The sequence below is a fragment of the Paenibacillus sp. FSL R7-0333 genome (assembly GCF_038000365.1).
Taxonomy (GTDB): Bacteria; Bacillota; Bacilli; order Paenibacillales; family Paenibacillaceae; genus Paenibacillus_AQ; species Paenibacillus_AQ silagei.
On record NZ_JBBOBZ010000001.1, the window covers coordinates 5,211,784 to 5,229,732 of the forward strand.

Consider the following 17,949-nt stretch of genomic DNA (forward strand, 5'->3'; position numbering starts at 1 on the left):
TACGGCTTGATCATGTGATGAATTATTACATCGTTTGCGGAATTCGACAATATACATGTTTCCTATTGAATTTTCATGAAAAAACCAATAAAATTGCAGCTTTTTTCATTCTGAATATACAATAATCGCAGGAATGCTTCACGAAAATTGTATCCATAAACCTAAATACCTAACTCATATATAACTAATTATGTTATGTATTTACTACCCATTACACCAAACCTCCCACAATAATCAAAAAAAGCGCAAACCCGGAATCAGCTGAAGCCGGATTTACGCAATGCTTATTCATCTTTATGGAGCTTCAATTTGCGGTAATCTCCCGGGGTCATACCCGTAATACGCTTGAAGACTCGTCCGAAGGTAATGGAATTAGCATATCCAATCTGCAGGGCAATATCCTGTATGCTCTCAGAAGTCGTCTCCAGCAGTTCCTTGGCCTTCATCAGCCGCAGCTCTGCGAGAAAGTCCACGAACTTCATATTGAATTCTTCCTTGAACAGGTAGCTGGCGTATTTCGCAGAGATCTGGAACCGTTCGCTCAGATGATTCAAGGACAGATCAGGATTAGCATAATGCTCTTCTATATAATGCTTAACCTCGGTAATCATCACCCGGTGGCTCTTCAGCTCATTGACCGACACATAGACATGGTAGGTTTCATTCAGCCAGCCGGTCAGCAGCTCCCGGATCTCTTCAAGATTGGTGCTGCCCCGGATGCGTTCCCGCAGACCGCCGCTCCATGCTGCCGCGAGCTGACGGTCCAGCGTCTCCGCTATCCCCTTAAGCTCCTGCTCCAGCGCCTGGAGCAGCACTTCCAGCAGCATATAGATCTCTTCGTCCTTCAGGCGGTCCTTGCGGAAGGAATCGAGGATTTCGTCCAGCCGGATTCGCCAGTTCTCGCCCGACATGCGGAATTCACGGACAAGCTGGGTGAAGCTTCCGAAGTATTTATAGCTCTGCAATCCGGAATCGTCCTGCTGATCCATTTGGACTGCAGCAATATCTGTTCCCAGAGCCAGCCTGTGACTCAGCACCTCAGCCGCAGCCGCGTAAGAATTCCGGATCTCCCGCCAGTCCCGGACGACCGTACCCACTCCGAAGGTCAGAGATACCCGCAGATTATCCATAATCCAGCGGTGGCAGTCTCTTGCCAGCTCCAGCATACTATCACTGTCATCCTTCACCGGCTGGAACCGGAGGCCAATAATAATCCCCAGCCGCTCCCCGCTGATCCATTCGGCCCAGGCCTGAAGCTGCTTATCTGCCATCAGATCCCCCAGTACATTGGTTAAGGCGAATTTCAGCAGGTTCTGATCCTGAGCAGGCAGCGTATGCCATTCCCTCTCCCGGTTCAGCTCGGCTGCAAATACAACGAAGGCTTCGAACTCCCTGGTGCCCTCAAAAGGGTCCAGCGTCTCCAGCCGCTCTTCCGCATCCTCCAACCGCTGCCCGCTGAGGAAATCCTGGAACAGCTCCCGGCGCTGAATGACCAGATTCTCATAACGTTCCCGCTCATAGTCGGTAGTGATCTGCACCAGCCGGTCCAGCGCATTATGCATCAGTGCCAGCTCATCGGAAGCTACGGCAGGCGCGGCATTCTGGGCCGCAGGCTGAAGTCCTTGAATCCGCACCATCAGTTGATGGATGGGCCGGTAATTCCGCCGGGTGATGTAGATGATGTACACTACGCCCAGCGCAATCGTCAGCAGCCCGAGAATGAACCAGACGTAGGAGATCACCGAGATCCAGTCGAATAAGCGCCCGGCCCGGAGTCCGCTCTCGAAGGTCCAGCCCAGATTCTTCGCCTCGACCTTCGAGAGCGTTCTGTTCTTCCCGCCGTCTGCGGCTGGAGCGGAATCATAGATCGCCGTCCCTGAGACATCCTTGATCCGCAGGAAGGACAGTTCTCCACTCGTCAAGCTGTCCACCAGACGTTCTATGCGGTACACACTCACATTAATAACAATATAGCCGTCGGAGCCCCAAGGAATCGGCAGCCTGCTGGCCAGGCTGATCACCGGCCGTAAGTCCTGAGAGTTCCTGGGTTGAACCATCCGTACAGCGCTCCACCCCTGCTGCTTATTCGCGGAGAGCTGCTGCAAATATTCCGCCTCCAGCCCCTGGCCCTGTCCCGGATTCACGTATCCGCTCTGGCCCAGTATCAGCTTGTCCTTGTTACGGTAGACATAGATCGAATCAATCAAGCTGAAGCGTTCAGATAGCCGGTTCATGCTCTGCACAATTTCATACGAGCTGCCCGCCGGTGAGTCTGTGCCGGATGGCGCATCCAGGAAGTCATTATAAGAATAGTTATTTCCGATCTCCTGCAGCACCCCCAGCTCAACATCATTCAAGGTCCGCTCCACCGTATCCGCCACATAGCTGGTGGATATGTAATTGGCCTTCTCCGTCTCGCTGCGGGACAGCTCCGTAATGACCATGAAGGCCAGGAAGATTAGAACAGTGACGACAAGCAGGAAGACAGGGAAGTATGAGAATAGCATCCGACTATACCAACTGCGCTTCATAGAGCTTCCCCCTTCTTCTTATTCGGACTGCTGCTTTTTATGTGAAATGGACTTGACTCTGTACAGCAGCAATGCGCCGAGCGCGGCGCTGACCGTACAGGAGAAATACATCAGTCCCGGGCCTCCGCTATCCAGCAGATACCCGTTCAGCAGATTCCCGGCAATGCCTCCAAGACCCACAAACACCATATTGAACAGGCTTTGTCCTGTGGCTTGCAGCTCTTTGCCCGTAATGGAGGCCACATATTCCACAGCTGCAATGTAAAAGAAACCAAAAGACATGCCATGCAGCGTCTGGACACCTATCATAACACCGGGAACAGGAATGAGCCATTGGATCGCCCAACGGAGCATGTAGACAACAGAGGCCAGCATGAGTGTTTTCTCATAGCCGTACTTCTTCAGGACTCTTGCGGCCACGAGCATTGCCGGAACACTGGTAATGGAAGCAATCATCAGGGCGATGCCTGACCACGCGAAGCTCCCGCCCGCCATCTGGAAGGTCAGGACAAAGAAGGAGTTGAAGGCCGTAAGCGTCTGGTTCACCAGAAAACAACCGGCGAGAAACAACAGAAAGACCCGGTTACCCAGCAGCTGCCTGATTCCGCTGGTGAAGGTTACATGCTGCGTCCGCCGCTCCACATTCACCGGGATGGTCATCACGAGCATAAGAGCAAGCAGGTTGAAGAGCAGGAAGGGAATCCACAGCTCGGTGACCCCCAGCCAGTTCAGATACAATCCGCCGAAGTACCCTCCCAGCGCCGTGCCGATACTGCCGAACAGCCGGATGGTCCCGAACGAGGTACCTGCGGCTGAAGCTGCATTCACTGCATAAGCGTCGGCAACCGGCGTCTGGGTGCTCTGAAAAATCGTATACAAGCTGTATACCAGCACAATTACGACAAGCCATTTTACATTGTAGAGATAGACTATGGTGCCAGGAACAATCAGGGTAAGCATCAGTACCAGTCTTGTTCGTTGATAGCGGTCCACCAGAATTCCCCATAACGGCTGAAACAGAATCGCCAGCAAGGTGCCGAAGGCCATCATAATTCCAATTCTCTGGCTCGTCATGCCCTGATGAACCAGAAGGGAGGTGACATACGGGTTGAAGCTGCCCCCGGCCAGACCTGTGAACAGATACAGCCCGCGCATCTTCAGCAGGACCTCGCTCTCTTTGCTGCCTACAGAGAATCTCATTATACTTGTTCCGCGTCTCATATTCATACCCTCAGTTCTGCCCGGTTCCTGCGTTCAGCCTGCTTCGGGCCGCCGCCGCAGCACCTATCGCTCCCGCCTGATTGCCGAGCACCGCCTGCCGGATCAATAAAGATTGCTCAGGAGTATACCGGCTGACCCGCGCTGCAACCTCCTGCACATAGCCCGGGTTCTTCTCCACGACACCGCCGCCCAGAATGACCAGCTCCAGATCCAGCGTAATCGCTATATTCTTGACCGCCGCCGCCATCTGTTCATACGCATGATCCAGCAGCGCAAGTGCTGTCTCATCCTGCCGCTGCGCCGCTGCAAATACATGCTCCGCCCGGACCGCATCGCCCTGCGCCAGCTCCCGGATCAATGAACTGCTGTTATTCCCGTGCAGCCTGGCCGCCGCCTTCGCCCCGATTCCCGTGCCGGATACCTCCATCTCAAACGGGCCGAACTCACTGTACTCCGGATCGGCAGCAGCATAAACCGCTCCCGGCTCAACGATGAGATAGCCGATCTCACCCGCCGCGAAGCTGGCACCCCGGTAGAGCTGGCCGTTCAGGAACAAGGCGCTGCCCACCCCAGTCCCGACCGTGATCATAATGAAATGCTCAGACCCCGCAGCAGAGCCCGCTGCATACTCGCCCATAGCCGCCATATTCACATCGTTATCCAGCACCACCAGTCCGGGATAGTAAGCCGCAATGACCGGACGGATATCCATAGTTGCAGGCCAATTGAGCGCCGGTGCGCTGGTCAGGGTGCCGGTGCGCTCATTCATGACTCCCGGGAACCCGATGCCCACTCCCTGCAAGGAGGAGAGCGCAGTGCCGTTACGCTTGCAGAGCTGCTCCAGTTCAGCGAATAACCAGCGGAAGAATACCTCCGGCTCCCGGCTCAGCTGCGTCTCCACCTTGTACTGTTCAAGCACCGTTCCTTCTTCATCTGTGAGGCATAGCAGTGTCTTGGTGCCGCCCACATCAATTCCGGCAGTTAACATATTCATCTAGGATTCCCCCGTCATTCTATAAAATATATGCTTACGCCCTTATGCCCGCATCTCACGAAAAGCCAATTGGACCGCGGTCTGGACCGCTCCAAGCACCACATCCTTGTCCCCGTGGCTGGAGGCAGCCAGCCGGGGCTTCCGGTGAAGCCCCCCGAGCCGGGATTCCAGCCTCTCCAGCAGGATATCCCCATGGCAGCCCAGTTCGCCTCCAAGGACCACAGTCGCTGGAGCCATCACTGTACAAATGCTGCCCACCGCCTCTGCCAGCAGATTGCAGTAGGCCTCGATAATAGTCAGTGCAAGGGGCTCGCCTCTGCGCGCTGCATCCCATATCTGCGCTGCCGTTCCTCCAGGTGTGGACAGCAAATGCGCTGTATCAGCTGCACCTGTGTATTCTTTTGCCATCCGATGGGCCAGTTGCCTTAATCCGTCTGTAGACAGTACATCCTCCAGCCTGCCTGCGCTCAGCATCAGATTGGCTAGTTCGCCCGCCCCGCCGCCAAGCCCCCGGTAGATCTCCCCGTGGATAATGAGGCCGCCCCCGGTTCCTGCACCGATGGAGAAGTATAGGAGAGAGCCGCTTGCCTCCATCCCCGAAGAGGCATACTCCGCCAGAGATGCGAGGTTGACATCATTCTCTGTCACAATGGGCACGGGGAACAGCCGGGCCAGATTAGCCCTTGCGAGCACCCCTTCACACCCGCGCAGCGGGGCAACCAGGTCAGACACGCTGCCATCTGCCGGGTCCACCACGCCTGGAATCCCGAAAGCCGCGGCCCGCAGCTTCTCCCGGGAGATCCCGGAATCCGCAAGCAGTCCCTCTATGCTCTGAACCAGGAAGTCTTGACACACCGCCTCTGTCATCCTGCCCTCCGGCATAGACAGCTGCTTGTAATAGCAGATCTCTCCGCTCATATCTGCGAGTGCTATCCGCAGGCCGCTTCCCCCCACCTCAGCCCCCAGGGTATAAAAGCATTTCGGGTTGAATTCCACCAGAGTCGCTTTGCGGCCCTGGGTATTCTCCGCTCTGCCGGTCTCTCTGACCAGTCCGCGTTCTATAAGATGAGCAATAGCCGAGGATACCGTAGGCTTGCTTAAGCCGGTATACCGGCTAAGATCCGCTCTGGATTGCGGCCCGCCGCCGATAATCCGGTCCAGAATCAGAAATTCATTCAGATTGCGCATGACCGTGGGGGTCCCGGCCGTTTGAATTCTCACGATTCATACTCCGTTCTATATATAGTTAATTAAGTTTACTAACTTAATGTATAGTCTAATATACAGTCTTTCGGGCGATTTATCCAGACCCTAATAAAACAGTAGTCCACAGATCAGCTCTGCGGATTCTTGGAATATTCGATTTTGCGACGAGCTTGGGGGGAGGAACTGATGTGTACGAGCCTCATGTTGGGGACTGAGATTCCGCTATTTTGCCGAAATTGTTACTTATTCGCTTGTTCGAGGACAGAGATTCCGCTATCCGCCCTAGAAGTCACCCAAACAGCCTGTTTGAGCAGCAATAGCGGATTGTCAGTCCGCCAAAAGTCACTATGGCGCTGTAAATCCACAATAGCGGAATCTCAGTCCGCCCCCCACCACTAACCGCAAAAGTCCCCGATCCTCCTGCGGACCGGGAATGAGTGCCGGGCTAATTCAGCATTTTCTCCATATGCAGCACTTTGTGGAAGCCGGCCTGAGCGGAGAACAAGCGGGTATCCTGTACCTTGAAGGTCCGGAAGCCCACCCGCTCATACAGCTTCTTCGCCAGCGGGTTGGTATCAACTACCTCCAGCATCACCTTACTGCGATCCGCCTCCCGGGACCACGCGAAGACGGCCTCCAGCAGCCGGGTTCCTACGCCCAGTCCTCTGGCCTGCTCGGACACTACAAGCGGATCGATATGCACTGCATTAGAGGGGGTATTGCCATTGAGCAGGCGGTAGAAGCCATAAGCTGCGTAACGCCAAGCGCCGCCGAGCAGCCCGAAGGTCTGTCTGAGCGAACGGTAGCTCAGCATCATGAAGAAGCCATCGCCTGTCTCCAGACCGGCAAAGCCTACGACCCTTCCCTCATACACCGCGTACAGGGCGTTGTCATAACGCAGGCAGCGGCTCAGAACGTCCACAATATCCTGCTCTTCACGGGAGAAGATCCATATTCCACTGAATTTCAAGGTAAAAGCCTGATAATATAGCCTGGCGACCTCACGTTTCTGTTCTTCATCCAGCCGGCTCACAATCTCTACTTGCAGCGTTGACATACAGGTTCCTCCTTATTGTTCCACTCCAGATTCTATCCGCCTTAGGGAACCAGCCCGCTTCACGGTTACCTGCTGTCCCCTTGCCCTGTTCTGCCGAAGCCTTGGAGGACTGTATTAACCAGCAGCTTCGGAGCGTCATTCTTCGCCAGATTCCCCTTCTGAATCTCCTGCCAGGCAACGAACAACAGATTATACATGACCGTGATGATCCAGTGGGCGGGCATTCCGGTATTCAGCAGACCGCGTGCCTGCCAGCCCTCAACCGCTTCACGCAGCGGCTGCTTGATCCGTGCTTCCTCGGCTACAATATGCGGATTCTCGTCCACTGAGGCTGCAGAGCTGAGAAAAGACACCTTGCCGCCCAAAGGAATCAGCACCTCGAACACTTCCGTCAGGAACGGGAGCATATCATGCTCCTCTGCGGTAACTCCCCCGAGCGCTTCTTCCACCAGCCCGATCGCATTCAACGCCAGCGCATCCAGCAGCAGCTCCCTGGTGGAGAAATAGCGGTGCAGCGTCGCAATGCCGATTCCTGCGTGATCCGCGATCTCCTGCAGCGTAGCTGTCGGCTTGAACGCCAGCAGCTCCGTCGACGCGTCCAGAATAGCCTTCCGTTTGTTATCTTTAACACTGGTTTTCATGAATATGGCCTGCCTCTGCTGTAGAATGAGTGATAGATTTATGAATTTAATGATACTTCAGTAATTATATTGATATATTTTTCTATCATTTAAGTTTATTTTATACCGGCAGGTGGGTGGTGTCAAATTGTTCAAGGCCAAAGCAAAAACCCCCTCAAGAAAAGCTGAACGCTTTGTAAGGGGGTGACTTTTTCCTCCACGGGGGAGGTTTGTTATCTATGGATTATCTTCTTTCATTCACACCGAGCTGTTCCTTCAATGCATCCTGCAGAATCCGTGAGTAATTCACATTATTTGTTGCTGCGAGGTCATCCAGCCATTTGGGAATAGTTAGTGTTTTTTTCACGGATCGTTCTGATATAGAACTCCGGTAGGGGGGCATGAACACTTCGATTAGAGCAGCAATTTTCCCTGTTCCTGCTGTGAGTGTATTGAGTGCATCAATACCAGAGGGAGCAGGAATCAAGTCTCCGTCTTCCTCCATCCCAAATAGGTGCAGCGCGAGACAATCTTTGGCCATATAGAACGCTTCGTCTATATTCTGACCGCAGGTTATTGCACCAGGAAGATCAGGGAATTCTACAGTAATTCCATCTTCGTCTTGTTCAAAGGTCGCAAAATAGCGGTAAAATTTCACTTTATCCTTCATTTGTATAGTCTCCTTTCGATGGAACTATTGAAGTCCTGCCTGCTTGAGGATACTTATGATGGTTTTCTTCGGCAGATCTTTGTTAAAAACCCCTTAAAAAGCTCTATTAAGCTTTTTAAGAGGTTTGATTGTATCACACAGATTACTGATTACTTCTTCCCGCACTCCATCCGCAGCACATGGAAAGACTTGGGCTCAAGCGTATAGACCATGGAGTTCGCGGTCTCAAGCGGCACACGCTTAGTCGCGATGTTGCGCGGAGCCTCAATAGAGTTCACGTCCGCCTCCTGTCCCTGCATGACATACGCCTCGCCGCGTCCGGTCAAGGACATCGCAGTCTCCAGCTCCACCTCAACCTTACGGTCCAGGGTGTTCACCAGCTTCACATAAAGGACTTGCTGCTCCTCATCATAAGAAACAGTGTAAGGAATCTCCTCCTGGTCATGCACCGTCTGCAGCACCTTCGTTCCCATCAGCGTACTGTACATCTGCTGCACATAGTAGCTTGGCGTGCCGTAGCTGTTCTCGCCATCGAACCAGATCATGTCCGGCGACCACTGGGCGTAGCCGAGTCTGGCGAACAATGGCGCATAGGAGGCCAGCACGACGATATCGGCATTGCGTTCAAGTCCCGTCAGGAATGCGGCTTCTGCCAGTGCAGCGCCCCAGCTGTTGAAGTGCGGCGAATTCATTCCGTTGCCATAGTGACCCGCATATTCCCCGGCGAACACCTTGATGTCTCTCGGATACTGATCATAGAAATGCACGTTCTCGCACAGCCATTCCGGCTTCACATAATAATGCTCATCGATAGCGTAGACGAAGTTCGGATTACCCTCGGCCCGCTTACGGTAATACTCCCACGCCCGGGTATAGTTGTCCGAGCTGACATCCGGCCCCGCAGACCCGATTAGCTGCACAGATGGATACTTGGCATGAATCGCCTGCTCGAACAGATCGTACCGGGTGAAAAAGTCCGCATGCTCCGTCTCCCACTGCTCATTGCCGATTCCAATCATCTCCAGACCGAACGGCTCTGAGTGACCCATCTCACTCCGCAAGCGGCCCCACAGTGAATCCACCGGTCCGTTGGCGAATTCCAGCAGGTCCAGCGCATCCTGGATATACTCCTGGAAACCTTCATCATGTACGCCCACATGCTCAGTAGACTGGAACTGACAGGCCAGCCCGACATTCAGCACCGGAATCGGCCGCGCCCCCAGGTATTCACACAGCAGAAAATACTCATAGAACCCGATCCCCAGACTCTGATTATAATGGCTGTACTCGCTGGTGAACTGATTCTCTTCATTATTGCCGTGCAGCGCCCAGCGGCTGCTGTTATTCTTGCGCTGCTCGGCGGCGCCCACACTCCGCTTCCATTGGTAACGATTCTCCAGGTTATAGCCCTCAACAATACACCCTCCGGGGAACCGCAAGAAGCCTGGCTTCATCTCCTCCAGAAGTTCAACCAGATCCCGGCGGAACAGACCCAGCACGGCATCGGAGGGAATCATGGAGATGAAGTCGAAGCAGACCGTGCCCGGCGCATCCAGCCGGATGACGAAATCTCCATACGACACAGGTTCATCGCAGCTAAGCTGTACCGTATAACGTGTCCATTCTCCGCTTACCGCTGAGGTCAGGACGGCATGCGCCATGACCGCACTATTTTGCTCAACCGAAACTTCAATACTACCTGCATACGCGTCCGCTCTGGCATACAAGGAGACCTGATACTGAATCTCCGGCTTGAGGGACACCCCATCATAGGCTTTATTGGTAAAAGCATTCTGCGTCTCCCCGGCGGTAAACGCCAGGTAATGGGGATTGACCTCATTCTGCGGATGCTCCGTCTCAATCTTCAGCGTGGCCCCGCTGGCCTCTGCGGGATAAGCTGTCCAGCCATAAAGACCGTCATGACTCTCGCTGTAGCTCCCCCTGTCGCCCTGCGCCTTCATGAACTCGAAGGAACGGTTCTCAATCATCTCGGCATGCAGCCCGCCGTCCAGCCCGTAGTTGATATCCTCGAAGAACAGCCCGATCATCCCCTTGGATATCGACACACCAGGTTTATCTGTAATTTGTAGTTTCATTTATAAGACCTCGCTTCAAAAGAGTATTCACCCGCTCACAGATAAGAAATAATCGCAGACGTAATGCTGCTGTCGTAGCGGTCGGAGATGCCGAAGTCCATCTTTTTATACGTCCACGCGGCCCTGCCGATCTTGTATTGCTCGAACACGCCATGCACATCCTTATACCAGTTCACCACGCCCTGCGAAGGAGCTTGCTCAATGACCCCATATTCGCCGCAGTACAGATATACATTCCGCTCCGCTGCAACGTCAATGGCGTTCTGGATCAGGCTGGTCATGTACACCGGGCCCATCTCGTGGATACCTTCTGCATGAAGCCCCGAGCCGAAAGCGCCAATGGCCGCCGAAGTGCTGCGGTAGTTCTCCAGGTCACCCGGATAGTCCATGCTGCTCTTAGGCATCTGCTCCACCCAAGCCGCACGCTGGTGCGTGAACAGGAACGGCTCATAGAAGTGGAAAGTGTATACGATATTCTCATCAAATGGCTGATCGAGCAGCTCCAGCGTATGCACGCTGTTCCACTGGATGCCGCCGATAACGATCTTGGTCTCCGGGGCGTGCTTGCGGATTTCAGTAATCGTCCGGTGGGCCAGCGCATTCCAGCGGCTACTGTCCTGCTCCACAATCTCATTCAACAATTCAAAAGCCACAGTATCCTTATAGCTGGCATACCGGCTGGAAATCGCCTTCCACAGATTCAGGAACCGCTCCTGGAGCGCCGGATCATCGAACAGGGAATTCTCGGCCACGCTGTTGAAGGAGAACCCAGGCGTTTTATGCAAATCAATAATGAGATTCAGCCCATGGGCAGCGCACCAGCGGATACAGTTATCGATATGCTTGAACCCGGCGTAAGTCTCAGCATTCCCCGAATCCTCTATCACTTCATAATCTACTGGCAGCCGGACATGGTCGAGCCCCCAGGATGCAATCGTCTCGATATCCTTCTCCGTAATGAAGCTCTCATAATGTGAATGCTGATACGGACACTGGGACAGCCAGCCTCCGAGATTCACCCCTCTGGTATAACCAATCCACTCTTTCATCTCAATCATCCTCTCCGGCCTCAGCCTTCATTGTATACTCATCTGGCTATCTGCATTAAGCATAGATAATCCCTGGCCGCAGAACAATTACACATCGTGCGTAAGTACTAACTTATTGTGCAATCGTCGTTTGCAAGGCAGCCTGTTTGCTTTTACAATAGATCTATCTGCTATGCGGGAGGCTCCTATGAACATACACAATATCGGTTACAATCACAGCCATGACGCGGACTTCATCATTAACAGGCCCCAAGGGTCGGGAGACTATATGCTGCTGCTGCTGAAGACGCCGGCCATCTTCACTTTGGAAGGAGAGAGCCGGGTGACAGGACCGGACTCCTTCATTCTGTACAGCGAGCATACACCTCAGCTCTACCGGGCGTACGGGCCGCAGTTCACCAATGACTGGTTCCATTTCCGGCTGGACAAGCCGGGGGATGAAGCGCTGCTGGAGCGGCTGGCGATCCCCAGGGATGAAGTCATCCCGATTGGCGACCTGAACGAGCTGTCGATCATCATTAACCATTTGTGCTATGAGGTGTATTCCGAGAACCCGCATAAGGACGAGACGATCGAGTTGTATCTGCGCCTATTCTTCATTAAGCTGAGCAACCGGATTCATTCTACCCAGAAGGAAGTCGGCAACACGCACTTCAACAAGATGTCCGTCATCCGCACCAAAATCTTCAACCAGCCCTTCCTGAACTGGACCATCGATGGGCTGTCCCACGAGTTGACCATGAGCCGCTCCTGCTTCCAGCACCTGTATAAAGATTACTTCGGCGTAAGCCCGATGGCGGACGTTATTGCCAGCCGGATCGAACATGCCAAATACCTGCTCACCACCACAGACATCTCCGTCAAAAAAATCGCCGAAATGAGCGGCTACGCCAGCGAGATCCACTTCATGCGCCAGTTCAAGCAGCAGACAGGGCAGACGCCGTCGCAGTATAGGGAGCACAAAATAAAGCCAGACCGCTGATAAGCAGTCTGGCTTTATTTTTAGTGATATTCCAAGAACTCAAGACGATTAGCAGCTATAGTTTAAATCTTATACAAAGTTACCTCATAGTCTGCAAAAACCTTCCCGATCATCTCCTCCACCACACTCCACTCCCCGTTCGCCAGCCCGCAGCCAATGTTGTACGGAAGCGCCACAGACAGACCCTTGGCTTGCGCTTCTATCTTCAGAGTGGTTAACGCTTGCTCCAGCGCAGCATAATCGGTATACCGGATTTTGCTTCTTCCATAGTTAAGCTGGCCGAACAGATTCGCCGTGTACTTCGCGCCCGTCTGCACCAGCTGGCAGTGTCCAAGCAGTTCGTCAGGCGTGTACTGGTCACAGTATTTTTTATACTCAGGATATAAGTTCGGATAGCGGTCCCGCAGAATCTTCGCAATCCCCGACCCCATCACGCCCTGACAATTCACCTGGTGCCCTAGAATATCTTCACTGGCCTCTAATAGATCGCCGTTTACGATTTGGATGGTCATGGTTCTCTCCTCTTATCAAATTCCATAATGTCCCGGAGCTTGTCCACTGTCTCCAGCACAAAGTTATCTACTTCCGCTTCCTTCATATAAACCGGTTCATATTCTATCGGCACTTCAGTGTTGCAATAAAAGTGAATGATATTCTGTATTTGTTTAAAGGTCTGGCCTTCAGGAAAGAACGGTAAGTATTCAGGATATCGCTGAATATGCTGCACATCGGTCCAAAACACATGATTGCCATGCAGCTTCAAATATTTGAAGTCCAGCCAATACCAGTCCCGCTTTACCAACTGATTGTATTCGGGAGTACCTTTTACGGATTGATGTACCGGCTCCTCCTGCTTAACTCTTGTTAACTTGATCCATTCTACATCCGTTATAAGATGACAGTAATACCCCCAATAATAGGAACCTGCGCTAGAAGTAGGCTCAACATCCTTCAATGCATACTTCTCCCGGAACAGCTCAGGCTGAATCCCCTGTCCATCCTTAAAGTGGGTAACACTCTTAGGTACATGCCGAAATGGAGCAAGACTCCCCTCCTCATGGGCGATCCCACAATCCGGGCCAATATTTCCTACCAGAAAATCGACCTTGGATACTGGCACCCCCGCCTTCATTAAGGCTTCAGCTATTCTAAAATGAGTAACCCACGTAGCCATGTAACATTCCTCCTGAGACTAACTATACTCCTGTAATACACACTTTACCTACACATACCACTTCCGCTGCGCCTCATACATCGTCCGATACTCGCCCGCCGTGCTCATTAGCTCCTCATGCGTACCATCCTGCACGATCCGTCCGTCCTTCATCACGATAATTCGATCCGCGAGCTTCACTGAGCCTAATCTATGGGAGACGAGGATTGCGGTTTTATCCCGGCACAGGGCAGCGAAGTCGTTATACAGGCGGGTCTCCTCCAGTGGGTCGATGGCCGCCGTGGGTTCATCCAGAATCATCAGGTCGCTGTCCCGGAACAATCCACGCGCAATCGCCACACGCTGCCATTGACCGCCGGACAGATCGGTGCCGCCGAACTCCCGTCCCAGCATCGTATCCAGCCCTTCCTTAACCCCTTCACCGGATAAAAGCACCCCGGCCTCCTCGCACACGGATACTACTGCGGAATCATCTGCTAGTTTAGAATATTGGCTGATCCGCACATTCTCCCGGAAGGTCTCATTATACTTGCGATAATGTTGAAAAACAGCCGACGTTCGCTCATAGCTAGTCCGCGAAGCCTCCACGTTCCCGTACCTCACTTCCCCTTCCGTAGGCGGATATAATCCCATAATGATGCGGCACAGCGTGGTCTTCCCGCTTCCATTCTCGCCTATAATCGCCAGCGTCTGCTTGTTCGGAATGATCAGGTCGATCTCCTCAACCGCATTTCGGGTTGCCAGCGGATAGCGGAACCGGACACCTTTTAGCTCAATATCACGGTCTGTCGGCCTTGGCAGGGTGTGGGTTCTCTGAATAGGCTCATCGATGAAATCCAGAAAATTCTCCGTAGACCCGATATTCTCCGTAGCCCAGGCGATTCTCTCGGTGATCAGCTTGTTCATGAACCGGTACAGACTGCCAATCGAAGCCAGCACCGCCGCAAAAGCTCCAATCGAAATCTCCTGCTTCATCACAGACACAAACAGCATATACACGATCAGGCCGTAGCCCATAACCGTCACTACATTCAGTATGAGCTGAACGAGATGCTTGCGTACCTGCGTCCGAAGTACAATAGTGTTCAACCGTTGCAGGGCAGACGTATACAAATTCTCGAAAAATGCAGCCGCCCCCAGCAGCCGGGTCTCCGAGAGATACGCTTTGTCCGTCAAGCACAGTTCATAGTAGTCACTTTCCCGCCGGATCGGAGCAGCTGCCGCCTCCAGATTCTTGAATGCTGACATCAGGACCCACTGGGAGAGCATCACCGGGATGAATACGACGACAATACTTAGCGCAAGCACTGGCTTGAGCGTGAACAGATACCACCCGATGAACACAAAATAAGTCGTATAGTAGAACAGAATATCCAGTAAGGTAGTCCCGATCCAGATCAGCTTGCCGCTCCCGTTCACAGCCTTGTGGATATAATCCAGCCGCTTCGTGTCCTCGAATTCAGAGACCTGTAACGAATCTACTCTCTTAAAAATCATCAGATTCAGGTGCTTGCCCACGCTTAGCCCGTAAATCTCCTCATAACAGTTCCCGAGTCCGTCCATGACATGATAGAACAGATACATAAGCGCCAGTGCGCCCAAGGAAAAGAGAACCATTTTGAAGTCTATTCGATCTGTAGCATAGGCAGCAGCCGCATCCAGAAATCTCTGCATAAATAACACCTGCAGCACCCAGGAGACCGCCTGGAACAAGGCAATTCCGATGTACGTATAAGACCTCCCGGGATTCACCTGGAATAAAAGCCGCAGGCATCTGACCCCGTTGCTCAGGAACCCCTGCCCCTGTATTCTATCCATGCTGCACCTTACTCTCTGCCTCATACCACGACTTCTGGCTGGCGAACATTTTCCGGTAGATCCCATCCGGGATTTCCAGCAATTGCTCATGGGAGCCCTGTTCCGCAATCCGCCCGCTTCGCACCACCAGGATCACATCCGAGATTCTCGCGGCGCCCAGCCTGTGGGTGATGTAAATAGTGAACCGGTCTGCGCGGATGCTGCTGAACATTTCATATAGCCGGCTCTCTTCGATGGGGTCCAGGGCAGCGGTAGGCTCGTCCATAATATGGATAGCTGAGCTGGAATACAACAGTCTGGCTATCGCCAACCTTTGCCACTGCCCGCCGGAAAGGTCCAGACTTTTCTCTTTGATTTTGCCGACGTAAGTATCGAGACCGTATTCCAGCCCCTGGACCATTCCGCTCAGATTCATCTTGCTTATGCTATGACGGATTCGCTCTTCATCCTTCCTCAGGATATTCCCCAGCCGGACATTATCTTGGATCGTCAGCGCGTACCTGGCGTAATTCTGGAAGACCACTGAGATGATGCTTTTCAGCTCCGGGTAGCTGTATTCCCGCAGATTCTTCTTATTAATGAAGATTTCGCCCTCATAGTTATCGTACATCCCGGTAAGCAGTTTGATCAGGGTGGACTTACCAGCCCCGTTCTCACCGACAATGGCATAGCTCTTCCCGCTAACCATGGTGAACGAGCATTGATTCAATATGTATCTCTCCGTATCCGGGTAGCGGAAGCTCACCTGCCTGAATTCCAGCGATTGAAAGACGAAGCCGCCCAACTCCACAGGTAGAGCAGCGGCATCCTTCTTCTCACTGAGTCCGGCAAAAGCAGAGAAGTCCTGTAGATACTCCTTCATCCGCGCATGCTCCTGCATCGTCTCGGCTAACTGCCAGGACATCCTCTGCACAAGGCTGAAGATCGCGGTCACCAGCGAGATGTACAGGCCAATGGATAGCTCGCCCAAGTGCAGCGCTGGTAACAGCAAGCCCACAATAATGATGCCGATCAGCAGGGCGATGATCGAGCCGCTTTTCAGATGAATGAAGCTTCGGATCTGTATCTTCTTCTCCACCGCGTACGTCTGATCATACAGCTTGTCGTACCGATCCCTGAGCGCCGGACTATACCCGAATAACGTGCGTTCCTCCGCATCCTCCCGGCTAGTCAAAATATTGGCTATATCCGCACTCCTCCTCCGTATCCGCTGCGCATCCATCCCCAGCACATAATTCGCCTTGCCCGTCTTAATGGCAATATAAAACAAAGGCACCGCAACCAGCACAATCACAATCCCTGTAATGAACGTGGACGACATCACAATCACAAGCAGCGAAGCGGTCCCAATCAGCAGATTCAGTCCACTCATCATATTGTTGAACCCGCTCATGAAATCACCCACCGGATCTCCGCACACCCTATGGATTAACTCCGAAGTCTCTTTATTCTCAATATGCTGATACGCGAGCCGCGCCCGCTTGAGCACCATCTCCCGCTTCAGCCGCACATTCAGCCGATTGCGCCCCGTCAGCTCCACCAACTGCATCAGGCTGGGGAGCAGATGAGTGACGATTACATAACCCATAATCAGCGCAAGCGGCTTATAGATTAACGAATACTCCGCCCGGCCATTCACAATATGGGTCGCCGTATTAATGAAATAAGCCATCACCAGCGTCTGATAAGCAGGCATCAGGGCATCCACCAACATATACGCTACCGCCGCCACCGTCTGCACCGGAATCACCCGAAGCGGAATCCCGATCAGATCGAATACTGTATATTTTCTTGAAGTAAGCATGTAGTCTCCTTGTTGGAATGATTATAGTAGGAACGCAATAGGAAAGACTCGCAAAGCGTGCCCTAATTCATAGTATCATTTCCATCCGAGAGGAATAACCTGTCAGATTATAGGGTTTGGGTTGTCATTCTGTAGAGTATACTACGTGGATTTAACAGTTTATATCTATTATTGTTGAACACAAAGTACTTTATCAATGAAGGAGATGAGCAAGTGGAAAGTATCCTAGAGAGCCTGTATCACGGCAACTTGCATCCCGATGAAAATATCATACCCGATGACCCGCAGTACACTATTCTAAGAAAAAGAGTATCCGACATCATAGAGCTTTGGAAGGAACGCCTCTCGGAGGAAGAATTCGACGAGTTAGAAGCGCTGTTAGACTTATACGGCCAAACTCACGGCATGGAGTTAGCGGCTAGTTTCAAGTATGGATTTCGCTTGGGAGCGGGTATTATGGTAGAGGTTTTGACCGGGGAGGAGGGGCTTCAATGACCTTCCCCTGTATTGCTTGCCCCGCCCATCTGATAAGCCCGCTTTAAGATACTGCTGGAGTGTTCCAGCTCCCGCAGGCTCTTGCGAACATAGTATCTATATGGGGCAACAAGATTGATCCCGTATCATGGTCCGCTCCTCAACAGTGAACATCTTGTTGCCATCCAATTTGCACATAATTCTGCCCCCTAATCGTATACAGTAATCAGAATTACCGCCCTGTGTGCCACCC

The 17,949-nt window shown here is 52.7% G+C and carries 15 protein-coding genes; 2 read left to right on the forward strand and 13 right to left on the reverse strand.

What is annotated here, in order from left to right:
* Positions 1-284: 284 nt before the first annotated feature.
* The 9 genes from MKY86_RS21920 to MKY86_RS21960 form a co-directional block, all read right to left on the reverse strand.
* Positions 285-2,531, reverse strand: a complete 2,247-nt coding sequence (locus MKY86_RS21920; protein WP_076076195.1) for a helix-turn-helix domain-containing protein — start codon at positions 2,529-2,531, stop codon at positions 285-287.
* A gap of 18 nt (positions 2,532-2,549) precedes the next feature.
* Entirely contained in the window at positions 2,550-3,731 is a 1,182-nt protein-coding gene (locus tag MKY86_RS21925; RefSeq protein ID WP_340827486.1) for an MFS transporter, read from the reverse strand.
* 31 nt (positions 3,732-3,762) lie between these two features.
* Entirely contained in the window at positions 3,763-4,746 is a 984-nt protein-coding gene (locus MKY86_RS21930; protein WP_076076174.1) for an ROK family protein, read from the reverse strand.
* Positions 4,747-4,788: 42 nt separating this feature from the next.
* Positions 4,789-5,967, reverse strand: coding sequence for an ROK family transcriptional regulator (locus MKY86_RS21935; protein WP_076076171.1), 1,179 nt, complete (start codon positions 5,965-5,967; stop codon positions 4,789-4,791).
* A gap of 430 nt (positions 5,968-6,397) precedes the next feature.
* Positions 6,398-7,009 (reverse strand): GNAT family N-acetyltransferase, encoded by a 612-nt coding sequence (locus MKY86_RS21940; RefSeq protein ID WP_076076169.1) that lies wholly within the window; start codon positions 7,007-7,009, stop codon positions 6,398-6,400.
* 65 nt (positions 7,010-7,074) lie between these two features.
* A complete protein-coding gene (locus MKY86_RS21945) occupies positions 7,075-7,650 on the reverse strand; it encodes a TetR/AcrR family transcriptional regulator (RefSeq protein WP_076076166.1) in 576 nt (191 codons plus the stop codon).
* A gap of 223 nt (positions 7,651-7,873) precedes the next feature.
* The gene (locus MKY86_RS21950; RefSeq protein WP_076076163.1) at positions 7,874-8,299 is read right to left on the reverse strand and encodes a type II toxin-antitoxin system HicB family antitoxin; all 426 of its coding nucleotides are present in this window, start codon (positions 8,297-8,299) and stop codon (positions 7,874-7,876) included.
* Positions 8,300-8,448: 149 nt separating this feature from the next.
* Complete coding sequence (locus MKY86_RS21955; protein WP_076076161.1) at positions 8,449-10,395, reverse strand: alpha-L-arabinofuranosidase C-terminal domain-containing protein; 1,947 nt, start codon at positions 10,393-10,395, stop codon at positions 8,449-8,451.
* Positions 10,396-10,430: 35 nt separating this feature from the next.
* Positions 10,431-11,444: a glycoside hydrolase family 5 protein gene (locus MKY86_RS21960; RefSeq protein WP_076076376.1), complete on the reverse strand. Its 1,014-nt coding sequence runs from the start codon at positions 11,442-11,444 to the stop codon at positions 10,431-10,433.
* Between the two features lie 187 nt (positions 11,445-11,631).
* On the opposite strand from MKY86_RS21960, the gene MKY86_RS21965 reads away from it, so the two are divergent.
* Positions 11,632-12,426, forward strand: coding sequence for a helix-turn-helix transcriptional regulator (locus MKY86_RS21965; protein WP_076076158.1), 795 nt, complete (start codon positions 11,632-11,634; stop codon positions 12,424-12,426).
* Between the two features lie 62 nt (positions 12,427-12,488).
* Here MKY86_RS21965 and MKY86_RS21970 read toward each other — a convergent pair whose 3' ends face one another.
* The 4 genes from MKY86_RS21970 to MKY86_RS21985 are packed head-to-tail and all read right to left on the reverse strand — an operon-like array spanning position 12,489 to position 17,222.
* On the reverse strand, positions 12,489-12,938 hold the full coding sequence (locus tag MKY86_RS21970; protein WP_076076155.1) for a macro domain-containing protein: 450 nt from the start codon (positions 12,936-12,938) through the stop codon (positions 12,489-12,491).
* On the reverse strand, positions 12,935-13,600 hold the full coding sequence (locus MKY86_RS21975) for a hypothetical protein (protein ID WP_076076152.1): 666 nt from the start codon (positions 13,598-13,600) through the stop codon (positions 12,935-12,937). Before MKY86_RS21975 ends, MKY86_RS21970 begins: the two co-directional genes overlap by 4 nt.
* A gap of 48 nt (positions 13,601-13,648) precedes the next feature.
* Positions 13,649-15,418, reverse strand: a complete 1,770-nt coding sequence (locus MKY86_RS21980) for an ABC transporter ATP-binding protein (RefSeq protein WP_076076150.1) — start codon at positions 15,416-15,418, stop codon at positions 13,649-13,651.
* Positions 15,411-17,222, reverse strand: coding sequence for an ATP-binding cassette domain-containing protein (locus tag MKY86_RS21985; protein WP_083684561.1), 1,812 nt, complete (start codon positions 17,220-17,222; stop codon positions 15,411-15,413). Before MKY86_RS21985 ends, MKY86_RS21980 begins: the two co-directional genes overlap by 8 nt.
* A gap of 213 nt (positions 17,223-17,435) precedes the next feature.
* Between MKY86_RS21985 and MKY86_RS21990 the strand changes: the two genes are divergently transcribed.
* A complete protein-coding gene (locus MKY86_RS21990) occupies positions 17,436-17,717 on the forward strand; it encodes a DUF6809 family protein (protein WP_076076147.1) in 282 nt (93 codons plus the stop codon).
* The last annotated feature ends 232 nt before the right edge of the window (positions 17,718-17,949 follow it).